This window comes from Actinorectispora metalli (assembly GCF_056323685.1).
Genome location: NZ_JBREYE010000001.1, coordinates 2,903,898 through 2,922,597 on the forward strand (window position 1 = coordinate 2,903,898; position 18,700 = coordinate 2,922,597).

General features: G+C 69.3%; 17 protein-coding genes and 1 pseudogene. 11 read left to right on the top strand and 7 right to left on the bottom strand.

Going from position 1 to position 18,700, the window contains the following annotated elements:
* Positions 1 to 103: 103 nt before the first annotated feature.
* Positions 104 to 397: pseudogene (locus tag ACU6XJ_RS13675) on the bottom strand (WhiB family transcriptional regulator); the annotation flags it as partial.
* 111 nt (positions 398 to 508) lie between these two features.
* Between ACU6XJ_RS13675 and ACU6XJ_RS13680 the strand changes: the two are divergent.
* The 4 genes from ACU6XJ_RS13680 (at position 509) to ACU6XJ_RS13695 (ending at position 4,275) form a co-directional block, all read left to right on the top strand.
* Positions 509 to 1,573, top strand: coding sequence for a MerR family transcriptional regulator (locus ACU6XJ_RS13680; RefSeq protein ID WP_476310650.1), 1,065 nt, complete (start codon positions 509 to 511; stop codon positions 1,571 to 1,573).
* Positions 1,574 to 1,929: 356 nt separating this feature from the next.
* A complete protein-coding gene (locus ACU6XJ_RS13685; RefSeq protein WP_015805222.1) occupies positions 1,930 to 2,526 on the top strand; it encodes a response regulator transcription factor in 597 nt (198 codons plus the stop codon).
* Positions 2,527 to 2,786: 260 nt separating this feature from the next.
* A complete protein-coding gene (locus tag ACU6XJ_RS13690; protein ID WP_476310653.1) occupies positions 2,787 to 3,359 on the top strand; it encodes a sigma-70 family RNA polymerase sigma factor in 573 nt (190 codons plus the stop codon).
* Between the two features lies 1 nt (position 3,360).
* Positions 3,361 to 4,275 carry an anti-sigma-D factor RsdA gene (locus ACU6XJ_RS13695; protein ID WP_476310656.1) on the top strand — a complete coding sequence of 305 codons (915 nt, stop codon included), beginning with the start codon at positions 3,361 to 3,363 and terminating at the stop codon, positions 4,273 to 4,275.
* Between the two features lie 57 nt (positions 4,276 to 4,332).
* Here the strand turns inward: ACU6XJ_RS13695 and ACU6XJ_RS13700 are convergent, their stop codons facing one another.
* Positions 4,333 to 4,716, bottom strand: coding sequence for a DUF5319 domain-containing protein (locus ACU6XJ_RS13700; RefSeq protein ID WP_476310659.1), 384 nt, complete (start codon positions 4,714 to 4,716; stop codon positions 4,333 to 4,335).
* 238 nt (positions 4,717 to 4,954) lie between these two features.
* Here ACU6XJ_RS13700 and guaB point away from each other — a divergent pair, with 238 nt between their 5' ends.
* Both guaB and ACU6XJ_RS13710 read left to right on the top strand, forming a co-directional pair.
* A complete protein-coding gene (gene guaB / locus ACU6XJ_RS13705) occupies positions 4,955 to 6,466 on the top strand; it encodes an IMP dehydrogenase (protein ID WP_476310662.1) in 1,512 nt (503 codons plus the stop codon).
* Between the two features lie 519 nt (positions 6,467 to 6,985).
* Positions 6,986 to 8,113, top strand: a complete 1,128-nt coding sequence (locus tag ACU6XJ_RS13710) for a GuaB3 family IMP dehydrogenase-related protein (RefSeq protein WP_476310665.1) — start codon at positions 6,986 to 6,988, stop codon at positions 8,111 to 8,113.
* A 429-nt stretch (positions 8,114 to 8,542) separates the two neighbouring features.
* Here ACU6XJ_RS13710 and ACU6XJ_RS13715 read toward each other — a convergent pair whose 3' ends face one another.
* Together ACU6XJ_RS13715 and ACU6XJ_RS13720 are read right to left on the bottom strand one after the other, a co-directional pair.
* Entirely contained in the window at positions 8,543 to 10,033 is a 1,491-nt protein-coding gene (locus ACU6XJ_RS13715) for an FAD-binding oxidoreductase (protein ID WP_476310667.1), read from the bottom strand.
* 174 nt (positions 10,034 to 10,207) lie between these two features.
* On the bottom strand, positions 10,208 to 10,606 hold the full coding sequence (locus ACU6XJ_RS13720; RefSeq protein WP_476310670.1) for a hypothetical protein: 399 nt from the start codon (positions 10,604 to 10,606) through the stop codon (positions 10,208 to 10,210).
* A 417-nt stretch (positions 10,607 to 11,023) separates the two neighbouring features.
* Between ACU6XJ_RS13720 and ACU6XJ_RS13725 the strand changes: the two genes are divergently transcribed.
* Genes ACU6XJ_RS13725 through ACU6XJ_RS13735 form a run of 3 tightly spaced genes read left to right on the top strand, consistent with a single transcriptional unit; the run spans position 11,024 to position 13,502 of the window.
* Positions 11,024 to 11,305 carry a hypothetical protein gene (locus ACU6XJ_RS13725; RefSeq protein ID WP_476310673.1) on the top strand — a complete coding sequence of 94 codons (282 nt, stop codon included), beginning with the start codon at positions 11,024 to 11,026 and terminating at the stop codon, positions 11,303 to 11,305.
* A 41-nt stretch (positions 11,306 to 11,346) separates the two neighbouring features.
* Entirely contained in the window at positions 11,347 to 12,486 is a 1,140-nt protein-coding gene (locus tag ACU6XJ_RS13730; protein ID WP_476310676.1) for an alcohol dehydrogenase catalytic domain-containing protein, read from the top strand.
* A complete protein-coding gene (locus tag ACU6XJ_RS13735; RefSeq protein ID WP_476310679.1) occupies positions 12,483 to 13,502 on the top strand; it encodes an NAD-dependent epimerase/dehydratase family protein in 1,020 nt (339 codons plus the stop codon). The genes ACU6XJ_RS13730 and ACU6XJ_RS13735 overlap by 4 nt, the downstream gene beginning before the upstream one ends.
* A 14-nt stretch (positions 13,503 to 13,516) precedes the next feature.
* Here the strand turns inward: ACU6XJ_RS13735 and ACU6XJ_RS13740 are convergent, their stop codons facing one another.
* Together ACU6XJ_RS13740 and ACU6XJ_RS13745 are read right to left on the bottom strand one after the other, a co-directional pair.
* Positions 13,517 to 15,058 (bottom strand): FAD-dependent monooxygenase, encoded by a 1,542-nt coding sequence (locus ACU6XJ_RS13740; RefSeq protein ID WP_476310682.1) that lies wholly within the window; start codon positions 15,056 to 15,058, stop codon positions 13,517 to 13,519.
* Positions 15,055 to 16,020 carry an MBL fold metallo-hydrolase gene (locus tag ACU6XJ_RS13745; RefSeq protein WP_476310684.1) on the bottom strand — a complete coding sequence of 322 codons (966 nt, stop codon included), beginning with the start codon at positions 16,018 to 16,020 and terminating at the stop codon, positions 15,055 to 15,057. The genes ACU6XJ_RS13740 and ACU6XJ_RS13745 overlap by 4 nt, the downstream gene beginning before the upstream one ends.
* Before the next feature lie 149 nt (positions 16,021 to 16,169).
* On the opposite strand from ACU6XJ_RS13745, the gene ACU6XJ_RS13750 reads away from it, so the two are divergent.
* Positions 16,170 to 16,541 (top strand): ribbon-helix-helix domain-containing protein, encoded by a 372-nt coding sequence (locus ACU6XJ_RS13750; protein ID WP_476310687.1) that lies wholly within the window; start codon positions 16,170 to 16,172, stop codon positions 16,539 to 16,541.
* Positions 16,523 to 16,954: a type II toxin-antitoxin system VapC family toxin gene (locus tag ACU6XJ_RS13755; RefSeq protein ID WP_476310690.1), complete on the top strand. Its 432-nt coding sequence runs from the start codon at positions 16,523 to 16,525 to the stop codon at positions 16,952 to 16,954. The genes ACU6XJ_RS13750 and ACU6XJ_RS13755 overlap by 19 nt, the downstream gene beginning before the upstream one ends.
* On the opposite strand, the gene ACU6XJ_RS13760 is transcribed toward ACU6XJ_RS13755, so the two are convergent.
* Entirely contained in the window at positions 16,955 to 18,688 is a 1,734-nt protein-coding gene (locus ACU6XJ_RS13760) for an FAD-dependent oxidoreductase (RefSeq protein WP_476310691.1), read from the bottom strand.
* Positions 18,689 to 18,700 lie beyond the last annotated feature (12 nt).

Below are 18,700 nucleotides of genomic sequence, written 5' to 3' on the forward strand. Positions count from 1 at the left end.
CGCCCATCGGGGCCTTCTGCGGTCTAGAGGCCGTTCAGACCACCGAGGGATGCTTGCTCGGGGCCGGCGCGCCGCGCTGGGCAGGAACCACCGGTACTACCGGGGTGATACCAAGCTGGCGCTTGCGTGATTTGACGATGGCGTCGCGTTCGGATTCCGACATCCCACCCCAGATGCCGTAGGGCTCCTGAACGGCGAGCGCGTGCTTTCTGCAGGGTGCCAACACCGGGCAGCGCTCACAGATCGCCTTGGCGCGGGCCTCCCGCCGCGCTCTCGCCGGGCCACGCTCACCGTCGGGATGGAAGAAGAACGCGCTGTCCATCCCGCGGCACAGCCCCTTGAGCTGCCAATCCCACAGATCGGCGTTGGGGCCGGGGAGACGTCGGGTGTCCGCCATAACAACGACCTCCCGTTCAAGTAACGGTAGTTGAGCTGAGAACGACAGTAGAAGCGCGCCAAAACTTGTTCAAGAGCATTCGTGTTGCCGAAGGGGTGACGTAACCGGAATATGGGCGACGTGACCACACAGCCGGAATCCGTCGAGGACAGCGGCCGTGTCCCCGACGAAGCAGACGGTCACGACGAGCCCCGCCTCACGGTCGCGGCGGTGGCCCGGCGGCTCGGCATCGCGCCCGCCACGCTGCGCACCTGGGACCGCCGTTACGGGCTCGGACCCAGCGGTCACACCAGCGGGCGACACCGCCGCTACGGATCGGGCGACATCGCCCGCCTGGAACTGATGCAACGGGCACTGCTGCGTGGTGCCTCCCCGAGCGAGGCCGCCCGCTACGCCCTCAACGCCCCGCGACACCAGCAGGTACCCACTCAAGGGCCGGTGGCCCACGGGGTGCTGGGCGGCCAGGAGACCCGGCGAGAGCCCGTGTTGATCTCCGGCGTGCGCGAGGACGACGAGCCAACGGGCGTGGTCAGGGTCGGCGGCCGGGTGCTCAGGCTGCCCGGCGCGAGCCGCCGCGCCAGGGGCCTGGGCCGTGCGGTACTCGCCATGGACGCCGCCGCCGTCCAGCGGCTGCTGCTGGAGAGCGTCGCCGAGGACGGCATCGAGCCGACCTGGGACGCGGTGATCCGGCCGGTGATGAACGCGGTCGCGCAGCGCTGGGAGCACTCCGGCGAGGGCGTGGAGATCGAGCACCTGCTCACCCACTGCGTGGTGGCGTCCCTCGCCATGGTGTGCGCGGGCACGCCCGCCCCGCTCAACCCGCGGCCGGTGCTGCTGGCCTGTGTGCCCGAGGAGCAGCACAGCCTGCCGCTGCACGCGCTGGCCGCCGCGCTGGCCCGGCGGCGGATCGCGGCCAGGGTGCTGGGGGCCGCCCTACCGCTCGAGGCGCTGGTGTCCTCGATCCGTCGGACCACACCCTCCGCGGTGTTCCTCTGGGCCCAGTTGCCGCGCTACGCCGACGCCAGGCTGCTGGCCGCGCTGCCGAGGACGCGCCCGCGGGTGCGGGTGTTCGTCGGCGGCCCCGGATGGCGGAATGTCACATTGCCGTCACGGGTCGAACTGCTGCCCGGTCTGGACGCGGCGGTCGAACAACTTGGCCGGACGGTGTTGAGCTGATCGGGTTACCAGTTGGTAACCGAGTGCTAATCGAGAGTAATTCGCATTCTGCTCCAGCCGTGTTACGCGGATTCACCCGCAATCTGGATCGAATCGACCTGCGAGCTGGCACGCAGGGCAGCGATATGCCTCACTCGGACGTGGACGTCCCAACCGGACGAGTGACGCCGATCGGACGTGATCCACATTTTCCTCCCAGCGGGGTTACTCTCAGCGCTACTCCGTTGGCGTGAACGAACCCTCCTAGGGGCGTGGCTGAAATTCTTGACGGATTAAGCACCGGATCGTGTCAAGGTTTGGCTCTCAGCGTCCGATAGGGGAAAAGGAACGTCACTCGGCTGCAGGAAGGAGTCCCCGTGACGACGGTCTTGATCTGCGACGACCGGCGCAGTGTGCGGGAAGGTCTCACCCGTGTGATGTCGGCTGTCCCAGGGGTCAGCCGCATCGACTGTGTAGCGCACGGTGACGAGCTGCTGGCGCGGTTTTCGCGGCAGCCGGTCGACGTCGTCCTGGTTGGAACCCAGCGCGCCGTGCCGACCGGTGTCGAAGCGACCAGGCGGCTCGTATCGGCAAACCCCCAGGCAAATGTGATCGTGTTCGGCGCGCCTGACGACGCCGGCAGCATCGCGGCAGCGATCGCAGGTGGCGCCCGTGGCTACCTGCGGTGGGACGCATCCCGTCCCGAGCTTGTCGCGGCGCTCGCGCACACGCTTGCCAGCACCTCGGTACCGGCACCACGACAGCCCTCAGACCCAGGCGTGCAGCTCACTGAACGGGAGCTTCAGGTGCTGCGCGGCATGAGTCAGGGCAAGAGCAACGGCCAGATCGGCCGTGAGCTCTATCTCTCGGAGGACACGGTCAAGACGCACGCTCGGCGGTTGTTCCGCAAGCTCGGCGTCCGCGACCGCGCCCAGGCGGTGGCCCACGGCTTCCGCCGGGGGTTGGTGTCGTAAACCTTGAGTACTCATACGAGTACGCAGGGTGAACGACCCGTATATTTCACATACCCCGTTCAGCCCGGAGCGACCCGCTCCGGGCTGGGTGTGGATGTTCACCGTGTATCCGCCTGCCGCCGGTGGGCGCGTATCCGCGCCCACCGGTACGGCCGGGCGGCATGGCCCGGTACGGTTAACCCGACCGATGGGTCGGGGGTCACCCAGAGGATCGGTCAATGACGGTCCGCCTAGAAGTAACACCGGGACATGTGTCTGCGATGAGCAAGGTGGGGGACGAGCTGGACGCCATTGTGGGCGCCGCCGTCGATGGCGACCGCCAGGCGACGGAGCGCTTGCTGGCGTCGATTCGTCCCCTGGTGGTGCGGTACTGCCGTGCCCGAGTTGGCAGGCAGGAACGGTCGTACGCGTCGGCTGATGACGTCGCACAGGAGGTGTGCCTCGCCGTGTTGACGGCACTCCCCAGCTATCGGGATCAGGGGCGTCCGTTCCTGGCCTTCGTCTACGGCATCGCCTCCCACAAGGTGGCGGATGCCCACCGCTCGGCCGCGCGAAACCGCTCCGACCCCGTCGCCGAGGTCCCCGACGCACCAGAGTTGGGAGCCGGTCCGGAGCAGCGGGCCATGGGCAGCGAGCTGACCGCCAGGATGGCGCAGTTGCTGCGGATTCTCCCGGCCAAGCAACGCGAGATCGTCGTGATGCGCGTCGTCATGGGGATGTCCGCGGAGGAGACCGCCGAGGCGATCAACTCCACGCCGGGTGCCGTACGGGTCGCTCAGCACCGGGCGTTGACACGACTGAGGAAGGCTATGAGCCAGGAGGAGGTGGTCTGACATGGGTGAGCGACACACAGGTGACTTCAACGCCTCACGCCGCGAACGGCGCGCCGCGAAGACGGCGTTCGCGCACGAAGACCCCTTGCTGCTGGCGGACAACGAGTTCGACGGCACCATCGACTTGTCCGCGGTGCAGGCCGACGACGCGCTGCTCGATGTGCTCGGCGGGGCCGACCCGCTGCTCAGCGGCGCTCTTGACGACCAAGAGCTCGGCGCATTACTCGTCGCCTGGCGGCGGGATGTCGACAACGAGCCGGTGCGCGAGATCGTCGACACCGACACCGCCGTCAACGCGATCCTGAACGCCAAGGCCAAATCCCGTCGCAGGCACCACCGATTTCTCGTGCCGCTGGCGTCCGCGGCAGCGGTGCTCGCCATCGCCTTCACCGGAGTGAGCTTCGCCGCGATGGACGCCCAGCCTGGCGACCCGCTGTGGCCGGTGGCCGAGGTGCTCTACTCCGACCACACGCGTTCGGTCGAGGCGGCCGCCTCGGTGCAGTACGAGCTCAACAGCGCCAACAACCTGTGGCGGCAGGGCAAGGTCTCCGACGCCAGGGCCGCGCTGGAGCGGGCCTCCGAGCAGCTCAGCGCGGTGTCCGCAGAGGACGGCCGCTCCGAGCTCGCGGCCAAGCACGACTCGCTCAAGTCGCAGCTGGACACCACCCCGCCCGGCCCGACCAACGGCCAGCCGTCGCCGCCCGCGAGCAGCGTGTCGCAGACCACGGTCGAGCCGACCAAGCCGGAGAAGCCGTCGACCTCGCCGTCGACCTCGCCTTCGCCGCCGAGCACCACCGAGCCGACGCCGACGTCGACCACGCCGGGCAGCCCGCCTCCGGGCTCCAGCGAGGGCGGTACCTCCGGCACCACCGGGCGCGCCAACGAGTTCGTCCCGACGGATCCGTCCGCGGGCTGACCAGCCAACGTGAAAGGCCCCCGATCCAGGTGATCGGGGGCCTTCGCCGTATTCGGGCTAGCGGCTGCTCTCGATGGTCGCTACGCCGTCAGCGAAACCGCGGCAGTACTCCCAGCTCACGTAGGCGCCGGGGTCGGGCTGGTAGGCGGGCTCGTGCGGCCGGACCTGGCCGTCGGCCAGCAGCTGCTGGAGACTGGCCCGCAGCAGCTCCCAGTCGTGGTAGTGCGGCTCGTTGCAGTCGGCGCAGTCAACCACGATGCCGCGCACACCGCGCGGCTCCAGCAGCACCTGGTAGACGGCGAGATCGGACAGATCGGCCATCAGCTCGGCGCGCTCGTCCTCACTGAGCGGTTCCACCTGCTCGGTGTCGGAGTCCAAGACCTTGGCCGGATCGTTCGGATCATCGGCGAACGGGTCCGGAGGCAGCGCGTTGTGCGGCACGAAGCAGCACGGTACCCCGCCGGTACCGCGGTTGTCCGCAGGCCCCCGGCAACTCCGGCGGCGTGTTCGCCGACTCGTGATCTTCATCGGGGTGCGTGGGAGCTGGCTCACGAGCGCATTTCACGACGTGAATGGCCGTTAGCATAGGCAGGTGACGTCCGCGTCTCGTCCGACCAGAAGTCGGGTGGCGGGCGGCGGAGGAGCTCACCCGGCGCGTCAGGAAGGTTCGCCCACCACAATGTCCAGCGAATTGATCGCTCATGGTGTCCCGTCGAAGTTCGCGACGCTCGGGCTGACCTTCGACGATGTGCTGCTGCAGCCCGCCGAGTCCGACGTGATCCCCAGCGGCGTCGACACCGGCACGCGGTTTTCGCGCAACGTCCTGCTGCGGGTGCCGCTGGTCTCCTCCGCGATGGACACCGTCACCGAGGCGCGGATGGCGATCGCCATGGCCCGCCAGGGCGGCATGGGCGTGCTGCACCGCAACCTCTCCGCCGACGACCAGGCCGCGCAGGTCGAGGTGGTCAAGCGCTCCGAGGCGGGCATGGTCACCGACCCGGTCACCTGTTCGCCGGAGGACAGCCTGGCCGAGGTCGACTCGCTCTGTGCCAAGTACCGCATCTCCGGTGTGCCGGTCACCGATGCCGCGGGCACCCTGGTGGGCATCATCACCAACCGCGATATGCGCTTCGAGGTGGACCACACCAAGAGGGTCCGCGAGGTGATGACCAAGATGCCGCTGGTCGTCGCGCAGGTCGGGGTGACCGCCGATGCGGCGCTGGGCCTGTTGCGCAGGCACAAGGTGGAGAAGCTGCCGATCGTGGACGGCGCGGGCAAGCTGCGCGGGCTGATCACCGTCAAGGACTTCGTCAAGACCGAGCAGTACCCCAACGCCACCAAGGACACCGACGGCAGGCTGCTCTGCGGCGCCGCGATCGGCGTCGGCGCGGACTCCTACCAGCGCGCGATGGCGCTGGCCGAGGCGGGCGTGGACGCGATCGTGGTGGACACCGCGCACGGCCATTCGCGCGGTGTCGTGGAGATGGTCGCCAAGCTGAAGCGGGAACTCGGCGAGACCGTCGACGTGGTCGGCGGCAACGTGGCCACCAGGGCGGGCGCCCAGGCACTGGTCGAAGCCGGGGCCGACGGCGTGAAGGTGGGTGTCGGGCCCGGCTCGATCTGCACCACGCGGGTGGTCGCCGGTGTCGGCGTCCCGCAGATCACCGCCATCTACGAGGCCGCGCAGGCCTGCCGCTCGGCAGGCGTGCCGGTCATCGGCGACGGCGGCATCCAGTACTCCGGCGACATCGCCAAGGCCATCGCCGCCGGTGCCAGCAGCGTCATGCTGGGCAGCCTGCTGGCGGGCACCGCGGAGGCGCCGGGCGAGCTGATCCTGCACAACGGCAAGCAGTACAAGACCTACCGCGGCATGGGCTCGCTGGCCGCGATGCGCGGCCGCGGCGGCGAGAAGTCCTACTCCAAGGACCGCTACTTCCAGGACGACGTGCTGTCCGAGGACAAGCTGGTGCCGGAGGGCATCGAGGGCCGCACCCCGTTCCGCGGCCCGCTGGCCCAGGTGGTGCACCAGCTGGTCGGAGGCCTCCGCTCGGGTATGGGCTACACCGGCTCCACCACCATCGCCGACCTCCAGGACGCCACCCTCGTCCGAATCACCGCCGCGGGCCTCAAGGAGTCGCACCCCCACGACATCACGATGACGGTGGAAGCCCCGAATTATTCCGCCCGCTGATTGCCGGGGCCCAGTCGCCGACTCGCGGCGTTGTCGGTCGCTCACGTGCCCGCTCCGCTCCCTCGGCCTTGCGAGACGACGACTGGTTTCCCGGCAATCAGCAGGCGGGCGCCCGGTTTGGGTGGCAGGCAGCATGTGGGTTGCCGCGAGGGTTTGCTTGGCTCCGCCGGGCTTGCGAACCACCGACCGGTTCCCCGGCAATCAGCAGGCGGGGGCTAGGCCAGGGTGCAGGCGGATGTGTCGAGTGTCCGGGTGGTCGTGTGAGCACGCTTGGCTCCGTCGGCCTTGCGAGACGACGGCTCGCTCCCCGGCAAGCAGCAGACGGATGCAGGGGACGGCGGGTGTTGGCTTCCGGTGGCGGTTGATGATGAAACGCGCGCGGCTCTCTCGGCCTGGCGTGCCGCCGACCGGATCCCGGCGATCCGCAGACGGGTGAGTCGGAGTGGATGGCGGGCGTGTGGGGTTTCCGGGGGCGGTTGATAATGGCTTCGCTTTCGGCGGGTCGAGGAAGGACTACCAGTGCGGGATCAGATCGAGATCGGCATGGGCCGTACCGCCATGCGCGGATACGACCTCAGCGATATCGAGATCGTGCCGACGCGGCGGACGCGCTCGTCCAAGGACGTGTCCACCACCTGGCAGATCGACGCCTACCGGTTCGAGATCCCGCTGATCACGCATCCCACCGACGCCGTCGTCTCGCCCGACACCGCGATCCGCGTAGGTGAGCTGGGTGGGCTGGGCGTGGTCAACGCCGAAGGCCTGTGGGCCCGGCACGCCGACGCCGGCCGCGTCATCGAGGAGCTCATCGGCGTCGCCGAGGACGACGACCCCGACGCCATGATCCGCAAGCTCCAGGAGCTGCACGCCGCGCCGTTGCGGATCGACCTGCTCACCGAGGCCATCGGCCGTGTCAGGGACGCCGGGGTCACCGTGGCCGCCAGGGTGAGCCCCCAGCACGCCGAGGAACTCACCCCGCACCTGCTCGCCGCGGGCGTGGAAATCCTCATCGTCCAGGGCACCATCATCTCCGCCGAGCACGTCTCCCGGGACGGCGAGCCCCTGAACCTCAAGCGCTTCATCGCCGACCTCGACGTGCCGGTGATCGCGGGCGGCGTCGGCGACTACCGCACCGCCATGCACCTCATGCGCACCGGAGCCGCGGGCGTCATCGTCGGCTTCGGCCAGTCCCGCTCCACCACGACCACCCAGGTCCTGGGCATCGGGGTCCCGATGGCCACCGCCATCGCCGACGCCGCCGCGGCCCGCCGCGACTACCTCGACGAGACCGGCGGCCGCTACGTCCACGTGATCGCCGACGGCGGCGTCACCTTCTCCGGCGACATCGCCAAGGCCATCGCCTGCGGCGCCGACGCCGTCATGCTCGGCGAACCCCTGGCCGAGGCCGTAGACGCCCCCGGCCAAGGCTTCTACTGGACGGCCTCGGCCGCCCACCCCTCCCTCCCCCGAAGCGAGATCGTCCAGGCCGCCACCTCCACCTACGACCTCCAAACCCTCCTCTTCGGCCCGGCGGCCAGCCCCCACGGCATCGTCAACCTCTTCGGCGCCCTCCGCCGAGCCATGGCCAAGACCGGCTACTCCGACCTCAAGGAGTTCCAACGCGTCGGCATGGTCGTCCGCAGTTGACCCACCCCCGGGTCGTAGCTGAACGCGGTCCCGCAGCCGAGCCCAACCCCACACCCGCGCCGTACGGCGACCCGGCGGTCGCCGTGCGGTCCTGCTGCGGTTTGCCGTCCGGTCAGGTCGGCCACTCGACCACAACCCGACCCGACCGACTACAACCCGACCTGACCCGCCTCGGGGAACAGCCGACCCGACTACAACCTGACCCGGCCGAAACCCGACCCGAACACGACCTGATCCGGCCGAAACCCGACCCGGCCGAAACCCGACCCGCCTCGACAACAGCCCGACCACCTCCCCGGCGAATCGCCGCTCTTCCCCTAGGCTCGATTCGGGGGGAGCCCAGCCCGACACCTCCCTGGGGCGTCATGATGTCGCCCTCGGAGAGCATGGTGACGACCTGCGGCGTCATGGTGCGTTTTGGGGAGGGCATCAGGTTGAGAGGCCCTGTGCGAATGTGAAGAGTTTCTTCGGGTCGTAGCGGTGGGCTATCTCGCGGAGTCGGCCGAGGTTCGGGCCGTAGTAGGCCTGCGCCCAGTCCCGTTGATTCGGGTCGATGTAGTTCGCGTACGCGCCGCCGCCGGTCAGGCGGGCGAGGCGGCGCTCGACATCGGCGACCACGTCGGCGATGCCGCCGATCTGGCGGTCCGCCGCCCCGTAGACCTGCACCGTGGCCAGCGCGTCCCGGTGGGGGAACGCGGTCTCGTCGGCCTTCACCCGGTTGATCGCGCCACCCATGCTGTCGAAGATCAGCTCGACTCCCGCCCTCCCCGTCACCAGGTTCACCGCGGCCGCGGGGTCGGGCAGCGCCTCGGGCAGGATGCGTGAGCTCGCGGCGAAGGCTCGGCGCGGCGCCCGGCTCAGCGGCAGTTCGGTCTGGCACAGGGCCGCGTTGGCCGCACAGCCCGCGAAGTGCCGCATGGTGTCCAGATAGGAGCTGTCCTGCACGGTCCGGCTCACCGGCGCCGTGCCGATCTCGCGCATCAGCCCGTCCAGCAGCGGGTTGAGGGCGGTGGCCGGACCCACCAGGCAGCCGCTCATCCTGGCCGTTGGCGTCGCGCCGGAACCGACCACGCAGGCAGACCACAGCTCGTCGGGCGCGGCGGCCACCCAGCGCTGCCAGCCGCCGAGGACCGCGGCCGCGGTGCCGGGCGCGAAGTGCAGGATGAACCAGCTCAGCGCCGGGGCGGGCACGGTGCGGAACTCCAGGCTGGTCACGATGCCGAAGTTGCCACCGCCCCCGCCGCGCAGCGCCCAGAAGAGATCCTGGTTCTCGGTCGGCGACGCCGTCAGCAGCCGCGCGTCCGCGGTGACCACGGTGGCGGAGGTGAGCTGGTCGCTGGTGAGGCCGTACTTGCGGCCCAGCACACCGACCCCGCCGCCCAGCGTCAGACCGGCGATCCCCACCGTCGGACAGGTGCCCGCGGGCAGCGCCCGGCCCGCCGCGGCCAAGGCGGTGTACACCTCCATCAGGACCGCGCCCGCGCCGATCACGGCCGTTCCGTCGGCCCGCACCTCGATCCGGTTCATCCGCCGCAGGTCCGCCACCAGCGCCTCGTCCGGTGTGGAGTAACCCGCATAGCTGTGCCCGCCGCCGCGGGCGGCGGGGGGCAGCTCGTGGCGGACCGCGAAGTCCAGCACCTGCTGTACGTCCTCGGGGCGGGTGCAGCGGGCGATCGCGGCCGGACGCTGTCCGTCGAAGCGGACGTTGGCCGACAGCTTGGCCGTGTCGTACTCGCCGTCGCCCGGCAGCACGAGCCCGCCGGGCAGCACCGAGCGCAGCTTCTCCCAGTCCTGCGGGCCTGCCGGCCCGCGGTCGGCGACCGTGGCGACCGGCGCCGCGGCCCTGCCTCCGCAGGCGGCCGCCAACCCGCCCAGCGCGCCCGCGAACAGGAGTTGCCGCCGACCGATCCGTCCTGTCACCTGTCATCTCCCGTGTTGGTCGTTGGGAAATTTGTACGGCGGATATCGTCGCAGCGCACTACGACGAATAATCACACTCTGCTTTCAGTTCAACAATCGTCACTCGATAGTGGACGCTCAGACGGCGTTCGCCGGGGGCGAACGCCGTCGCGAGGGCACAGCGAAATCGAAAGGTCACTCCACGGTGCGTTCGACGAGCACCTTGTCTTCGCTGTAGTCGTCGGGGTTCACCGAAAGGATGGCGGCGGACTTGACCTTGTCACGGAACTGGGCGACGGTCACGGCGGCGCCGCGGAACCAGATCGGGCCGACCCGCTTGACGTCGCCGCTCTCCGACTTGGCCAGCAGGATGAACAGGCCGCCGTCGCCGCCGCAGCCGCCGAACGCCCGCTTACCGCTCAGCGAGACCAGGCAGATCTGACCACCGGAGTGCGGAAGTTCCGCGGCCAGTGCCGCGCCCTCGTCCACCGCCACAGGCGCCTGGGCCGAGGCCGAGGTGACGCCGAACAGGGTGGCCGATGCGGCGACGATTCCGAGGGTGAAAGCGAGGATTCTCCGTTTCAGGGAAGGCATTGATTTCTCCTTCAGGGATAGGAGTGATCGGTGTGACAACCGTGGCACCGATAAATTGTGCAGGATAGCCGCTGAATGGCGCAGCTCTATTGTCCGTTCTGCGCGGGAAAATCAAATAATCGTATTTCCGCGTAATGGCCGCACGTATGTTTTAGGAGTGCGCCACCTAGCAAAAGTCCCAGCGTGAAGCTGAAATCCACATCATCAAGACCTGGCCTGATTTGTTGCCGGGTGCGCCCACGTCACCTCGTGCCCGTGACGGACGTGAGGGTTGCTTTACGCTCGTTCACGACGAATTCATCGTACTGCCAACGGTTTTCATCCGCTGGTCGGAAGATCAACCTTGCGCGTTGTTGATCGAGCTGGCGTGATATGGCCATCCTTCTGTCGGCCGGATTTTGGGAGCTCGGAGGCAGTATGAGCGCGACGCTCTACGTGACGTCGATCCTGTCCGTCCTTGATCAACGCACCCACCAGATCAGCGACGAGGCTCGGGCCGCCGCGGGTACCACCGGCCTGTACGAGGCGGTGTGCGGTGCCGAGGTGCCCGCCGCGCCGCTGAGCCTGCCCGACGGACCGGACTGCCCTGAATGCGTCATCTACGTCCGCTCGCGACTGGCGCTGCGTGAGGCCGACGGCGAGGTCGCGCGCCCGACCGTGCTGGGCCGCATGCTGCGGGTGGTCTTCGGCACGCACTGACGCGCAGGTGTGCCCGCCCGGCTGCCGGGTAACCGCAACCCATGCGCGCACTCACCTGGCATGGCCCGCACCGGGTCGCCGTCGACGAGGTGCCGGACCCCCGAATCGAGGAACCGACCGACGCCGTCATCAAGGTGACGGCGAGCGGCGTCTGCGGTTCCGATATGCACCTCTACGCCCACGGGCTGACCATGGCGGTCAAACCCGGCGACATCCTCGGCCACGAGCCGATGGGCATCGTGGAGGAGGTGGGTGCCGAGGTCACCCACATCAAACCCGGCGACAAGGTCGTGGTGCCGTTCAACATCTCCTGCGGACGCTGCTTCATGTGCGACCGGAAGCTGTTCGCGCAGTGTGAGACCACGCAGAACCTCAAGGGGCGCAAGGGCGCGGCGTTGTTCGGCTACACCCACCTCTACGGCGGGGTGCCCGGTGCGCAGGCGGAGTATCTGCGCGTGCCGCAGGCCCACTTCGGTCCGATCAAGGTCGACGGCGAGGCGCCGGACTCGGCGCTGGTGCTGCTCTCCGATGTGCTGCCCACCTCCTGGCAGGCCGTGCGGTACGCCGATGTGCCGAAGGACGGCACGCTCGCCGTGTTCGGCCTCGGCCCGATCGGGCAGATGTGCGCCCGCATCGCGCTCTACCAGGGTGCGGGCCGCGTGATCGGCATCGACCCCTGCCCGGACCGGCGCGAGTTCGCCGCCCAGGCGGGCGTGGAGACCCCGGAGGTCGACGTCGGCGATGCGGCGGAGGCGATCCGCGATGCCACCGAGGGCCGCGGCGCCGACTCGGTGATCGACGCCGTGGGGATGGACGCCGACGGGCCGACGCTGGACCACGTCTTGCAGCTGGCCAAGCTGAAGCTGGACCGCACCCACGCGTTCCATCAGTCCATGGCCGCCGTCCGGCGCGGCGGCACACTGTCGGTGGTGGGCGTCTACGTCGGCTGGATTCCCAAATTCCCGCTGGGTGACCTGTTCGACCGCAACGTGACGCTGCGCTGGGGACAGGCCCACGTCCGGCAGTGGACCGACGAACTCCACGAGGTGCTGGCGAACGGGGACCGGATCGGCGCGGGTGACCTGGTGTCGCACGAGGTGCCACTGCAGGACGCGCCCGATTGGTACAAGGCCTTCGCCGACCGCCGTCCCGGCGTCCGGAAGGTGTTGATCAGGCCGTGAAGATCGTCGTCATCGGAGCCACCGGCAACATCGGCACCGCGGTGCTGCGCAGACTCGCCGCCGAACGGCCGGACGTCGAGGTCGTCGGCGTCTGCCGTCGCCCGCCACCCGCGCAACCCCCGTACGACAAGGCCCGTTGGGTGTCGCTGGACGTGGCCGACGCGGGCAACGACGAGTTGCTCGCACAGACCATGAACGGCGCGGACGCGCTGGTGCAGCTGTCCTGGCTGATCCAGCCCAGCCATGACGAGGCGGTCATGCACCGCACCAACGTCTTCGGCACCCGCCGGGCGGTCGATGCGGCGGCCAGGGCGGGCGTCGGACACGTGGTCTACCTGTCCTCGGTCGGCGCCTACTCGCCGCGCCAGGACGACCGGCCCGTCGACGAAAGCTGGCCGACCGGCGGCGTCGCGCCGTCGTCCTACAGCCGGGACAAGGCCGCGGTGGAACGACTGCTGGACCGTGTCGAGACCGAGCGCCCGTCGATGACGCTCACCAGGATCCGCCCGGGGCTGGTGATGCAGCGGGCCGCGGCAAGCGAGATCGCCCGGTACTTCATCGGCCCCTTGGTGCCCTCGGCCGCCTACGACCTGATGCTGCGTCGCAAACTGCCGGTCCTACCGCTGCCCAGGGAGATCGTGCTCCAGTTCGTGCACGCCGACGACGTGGCGCAAGCCGTGCTGCGCGTCATCGACCAACGGGCAGGCGGCGCGTTTAACCTGGCCGCCGAGCCCGCGTTGTCCACGGCGGACCTCGCGGACCTGTTCGGCGCGCGACTGATCCCCACACCCCGGCAGGTGCTGCGACCCATGGTCGGTTTGAGCTGGCTGGCCAGGTTGCAGCCCACCTCACCGGGTTGGCTGGACCTCGGCATCCAGGCGCCGCTGCTGGACTCGACCAAGGCGCGGGACGAACTCGGCTGGCTGCCAGAGCACTCCGCCGACCAGGCACTCCTGGAGCTGGTCAAGGGCTTGTCCGACAAGGCGGGCGCCCCCAGCCCCGCACTCCACCCATGATCAAGCCCGTTTGATCACCAGCCACAGGCGCGGCGGATCGCGGGCACCAGCGCTGACGGATTGATCGTCAGCGCCGCGAGGTGGCCGTCCGGCCGGATGACCGCCGCTGCCCCGATCGGCAGGTTCAGCGCGTTGGCGATGGCCCCCGACTCGTCGGCTTGGTCCAGCGCGATCACGCGGATTTCGGGCAGGCCCTCGTCGTCGACCCGCGGGGACAGGCCGTTGGTCAGCACGGTGAAACCGGGGCCGAACAGACTGCGCAGCCGCATGCCCCTGTCCAGCCTGCCGTCCGGGCAGAGCACCCCGGGCCACGGTGGACGCGCCGCACCCGCTTCCCGTGGGAACCGTGCCGAGTCCGCGCCGGGCATGGGCGTGGTCAGCGGGGAATCGAGGTAGTAGAACGGCTCGGACAGCTTTCCCGAGTCGATCTCCGCGCGGGCCGCGGCATCCCGCACGCTGCGTTCCAGCACCTCTACCCGGCGGGCTCGCTCGGCGTCGGTGCGCGGCACCAGGAACCGCATGGTGTCGCCGGTGACGCGCAGGTTCTCCCCGGCGGCGGCGCGGCGTTCGCGGTCATAGGAGCCCAGCAGCGCGGGCCCCGCCAACTCCGCGCGGTCGTAGGCGATCTTCCACGCCGCGTTCTCCGCATCGGCGATGCCCGAGTTCAGGCCGCGGGCGCCGAACACGCTCATCACATGGGCCGCGTCGCCCGCCAACAGCACCCGGCCCACCAGCATGGTCGGCACACAGCGTTGGTGGAAGCGGTAGGACGAGGCCCACAACACCTCATACGGCAGGTCGCCGGTGATCGCGCGAATCCGCTCGTCGAGCGCCCCGCTCGCCCGCTCCGCGGCCAGGTCGAAGGCTTCGGGTACCTGCCAGTCGATGCGCCACACGCCGCCGGGCTGCGGATGCAGCAGCACCTGGCGGCCGGGGTTCCACGGCGGGTCGAAGTAGAACCGTCGCTCGGGGACCCCGAAGCCCAGGTCGGTGCGAACGTCGGCGATCAGGAACTTGTCGGGGAAGGACTCGCCGTCGAACGGCAGCCCCAGCAGGTCCCGGACCGTGGAGTGAGGGCCGTCGGCGGCGACGCAGTGGCTGCCGTGCATTGCCAGCCGACCGTCCGGTGTCGACACCTCCACGGTGACGCCCGTCGAGTCCTGGCGCAGGCCGGTCACCCGGTGGCCCCGACGCAGGTCGATCAGCGGCTCCGCGGCCACCCGCTCGTCCAACAGAAGCTCAACGACGGCCTGCGGGGTGTTCACGAACGGCGGGTAGCCGCTGTCGCCGACCTCCGGGAAGGTGATCTCGGCGAGTTCGCCGTCCCGGTAGAAGATGCGGCCGCGGTACCAGGTCACACCCGCCTCGGCGACCGCGGTGCCGAGGCCGACCCGTTCGAGGATGTCCAGCACGTCCCGCTGCATGCAGATCGACCGGCTGCCCAGGCTGTCGCGCGTCGGGGCGGCCTCGCAGACGATGCTGGGCACGCCCGCCCTGGCCAGGTGCAGCGCCGCGGTGAGGCCGACCGGGCCGCCACCGACAACCAGCACCGTCACGTGCGGTCCTGGAGTTGGGCCCACACCTCGCGATCCCGCTCCGCGGTCCAGATCCTCGGCCAGTCGATGCCGTCCAGTTCGTCCCAGTACCGCTGCACGTTGAACGGCAGGCAGTGCTCGAAGATCGGCCAGCCGCCGTAGTCCTCCACCAGCGCCGCGTGCGCGGCGTCGAAGGCGTCGGCCACCTTGCCGCCCCTGCGGTGCACGTCGAATACGGTCCGGCTGATTTCGTTCAGGAAGTGCCTGCTCTGGGCGATGGCCGCGTTGACGGCTTTGGTGCCGCGCACCACGTCGCCGCGGCCGCCGACCAACGTCTCGGCCTCGAAGGCGCCGACGTTGTCCAGGGTGGCGGTGGACCAGTCGTCGTGGAAGGCGTCGCCGGTGTAGAGCGCGGCCTGGGCCTCCACCAGGTCGCCCGCGAAGAGGATCTTGTGGCGGGGCAGCCAAGCCACGATGTCGCCCGCGGTGTGGCCGCGGCCGCAGTGCGCCAGCACGAGTTCGCCGCGCTCGCCGCCGAGGGGGATGGTCAGCTTCTCGGAGAAGGTCAAGGTGGGCAGCGTCAGCCCCGGGATGCCGTCCGGTTCCTTGAACAGCCGCGGCATCCGGCCGAGTTCGCTCTCCCAGTCCTCTTTGCCGCGTTCCTCGATCAGCCGCCGGGTCTGGGTGTGCGCGATGATCTCTGCTGCCTCGAACGCGCTCGCGCCCAGCACCCGGACCGCGTGGTAGTGGCTGAGCACCAGGTAGCGCACGGGTTTGTCGGTGTGCTGCCGGAGCACCGCCAGCCAGTCACGGGCGGCGGCGGGGGTGGCGCGGGCCTCGAAGCAGATCAGGAAGTCCTCGGCCTCGATCGCGCCCACATTGGGGTCGCCCTCGGCGGTGAACGCGTACACGCCCTCCGCGAGGACCTCGAACGTCTCGGTCTTGGGCGCCGTGTCGGCGCTGGAGGCGAACGGTTTGCCCATGATTCCAGCCTCGCAGTGCCATCGCCGCAGGGCAACGCCCCTTGATGACACACATAGGCGACCCACCGTGAAATCGAGTTGAACAACGATGCCACCCGGGGTAGCATGGCATCATGAGCGCATCATCATCGGACTCAACCTCTCCCCGGGTGAGCCTCTTGGAGGAGGCGCTTGCACGTGCTCTCCGTGAAACGCTGAAAGGAAGGGTGGAGGTGACTGCAACTCTCGTAGCGGACGTGTGTCAGCGAATGCAGGCGAGTTTCGATGCCGAGTACCGGAAGATCACCGACCCGGTGGCCAAGGTCCGCAAGGTCAGTATCTCGATGCCTGAAGACCTGATCGAGGACGTCCAAGAGCGTGTTGGCAAGGGCGGCGTGAGCCGCTATGTCACGGAGGCAGTAGCCAGGAAGTTGAGGTTGCACAAGCTCGACGAGCTCATCGAGCTGTTGGAAGCCGAAAGCGGTCCGGTCCCTGACGCACTCGTGAAGAAGGCAGCTGCCGCATGGCCCGACGCCGAGTGACCCAGGAGGGCTCTCTGGTCTTGGACAGCGAAGGATTGTCCAAGCTGGCTGCCAATGACAAGGAGACGCTCGCCTACGTTCGGGCGGCCAGGGACCGTGATGCCGAGGTGTTCGTGAACGCTGTCACGCTCACCGAGGTGCTCCGCGGTGAGCAGCGGGACGCCGCTGTGCACCGGGTGTTGGCCAAGGTGAACATCGTCGAGTTGGACGAGGCCCTTGCCAGGCAGGCTGGTGAACTGCTCGGCGCGAAGGGGCTTTCCGCAGAAGACGCGGTCGATGCGGTCGTGGCGGCGACCGCACTGAAGTTGCCTCGGCCTGTGGTTCTGCTGACCAGTGACAGGAAGGATCTCTCCGCTCTGGTCGACGAGCCCGGACGACCGAAGGGTGACCGTGTGGTGGTCATGCACGTGTGACTACGGCACCGCCTGTCGTTTGACTTCGACGATGGGTAGGCGCAGGGCGCCGGGGGCGTGCCCGGGGACGGCCGGGCGGTTCGGCGATACCGGGGAGATACGCCGATACCCGGCGCCCTGCGCGGGTCGGTTGTCCGCCTCGCCCTTGTTGGGCCACATGGACAGGGCCCGCTCGGCTTGGGCGGTGATGGTCAGGGACGGGTTGACGCCGAGGTTCGCCGAGATCGCCGAACCGTCCACAACGGACAGCGTCGGGTAGTTGTGCACGCGGTGGTAAGCGTCGATGACGCCGTGTTCGGCGTCCTCGCCGATCGCGCAGCCACCGAGGAAGTGGGCGGTCATGGGGATGTTGAACAGCTCGCCCCAGGTGCTGCCCGGGATGCCGCCGATGTGCTTGGCCGCCGACAGGTCGGCCTCGTACCCGGCGGGGATGAAGGAGGGGTTGGCCACGCCGTGGCCCTGTTTGGAGCTCAGGGTGCGACCGCCGAAGAGGCCGCGCTTGGTGTAGGTCGTGATGGAGTTGTCCAGGCTCTGCATCACCAGCAGGATCATCGTCCGCTCGCTCCATCGGTACACCGAGAGCAGCCGCAGGGTCTGCAGCGGATGACGCAGCGCGAAGCCGAGGAACTGCCGCCAGCGGGGCACCTCGGAGCCGCCGTCGGTGGCCAGCGTCTGCAGCAGGCCCATCATGTTGCTGCCCTTGCCGTAGCGCACCGGCTCGATGTGGGTGTTCTCGTCCGGGTGGATCGAGGACGTGATGGCGATGCCGTGCGAGAAGTCCCGCTCCGGGTCCACCGCCAGCCGCCCGGCGCCCAGGATCGCCTCGGAGTTGGTCCTGGTCAGCTCGCCAAGCCGCGGTGAGAGCGCGGGCAGCGAGCCGTTGTCGCGCAGTGCGTGTAGGAGGTTCTGGGTGCCCCAGGTGCCCGCGGCCAGGATCACCTGGCCCGCGGTGAGGGTGCGGCGCCGCTTGCGCAGCTTGCCGCCGGTGCGCCGGGTGTGCACCTGCCAGGAGCCGTCCGCGCTTGGCGTCAGGCCGGTGACCGTGGTGAGCGGCAGTACTTCGGCGCCCGCCTTCTCCGCCAGGTACAGATAGTTCTTCATCAGCGTGTTCTTCGCGCCGACCCGACAGCCGGTCATACAGGAGCCGCATTCCACGCAGCCGGTGCGGGTCGGGCCAGCGCCACCGAAGTAGGGGTCCTCGGCATCCTCGCCGGGGGTGCCGAAGAAGACGCCGACCGGCGTCGGGTGGTAGCTGTCCGCCACGCCCATGTCCTCGGCGATCTTGCGCATCACCTCGTCGTGGACGGTGTTGGTGGGGTTGGTGACCACCCCGAGCATCCGGCTGGCCTGGTCGTAGTACGGCGCCAGCTCGGATTCCCAGTCGGTGATGTGCGCCCACTGGCGGTCCCGGTAGAACGGCTTGAGCGGGCGGTAAAGCGTGTTGGCATAGTTCAGCGAGCCACCGCCGACCCCGGCCCCGGCCAGCACGACCACATCGCGCAGCATGTGGATCCGCTGGATGCCGTAGAGGCCGAGCGCGGGTGCCCAGAGGAACTTACGCAGGTTCCAGGACGTCTTGACGAAATCGGCGTCGGTGAAGCGCCGACCTGCCTCGATGACGGCTACCCGGTAGCCCTTCTCGGTCAGACGGAGCGCGGACACGCTGCCGCCGAAACCGGACCCCACCACGATGACGTCATAGTCGAGCTCTGCGCTCTGGCCCTGGTTACCCACGGGTAGCACGAT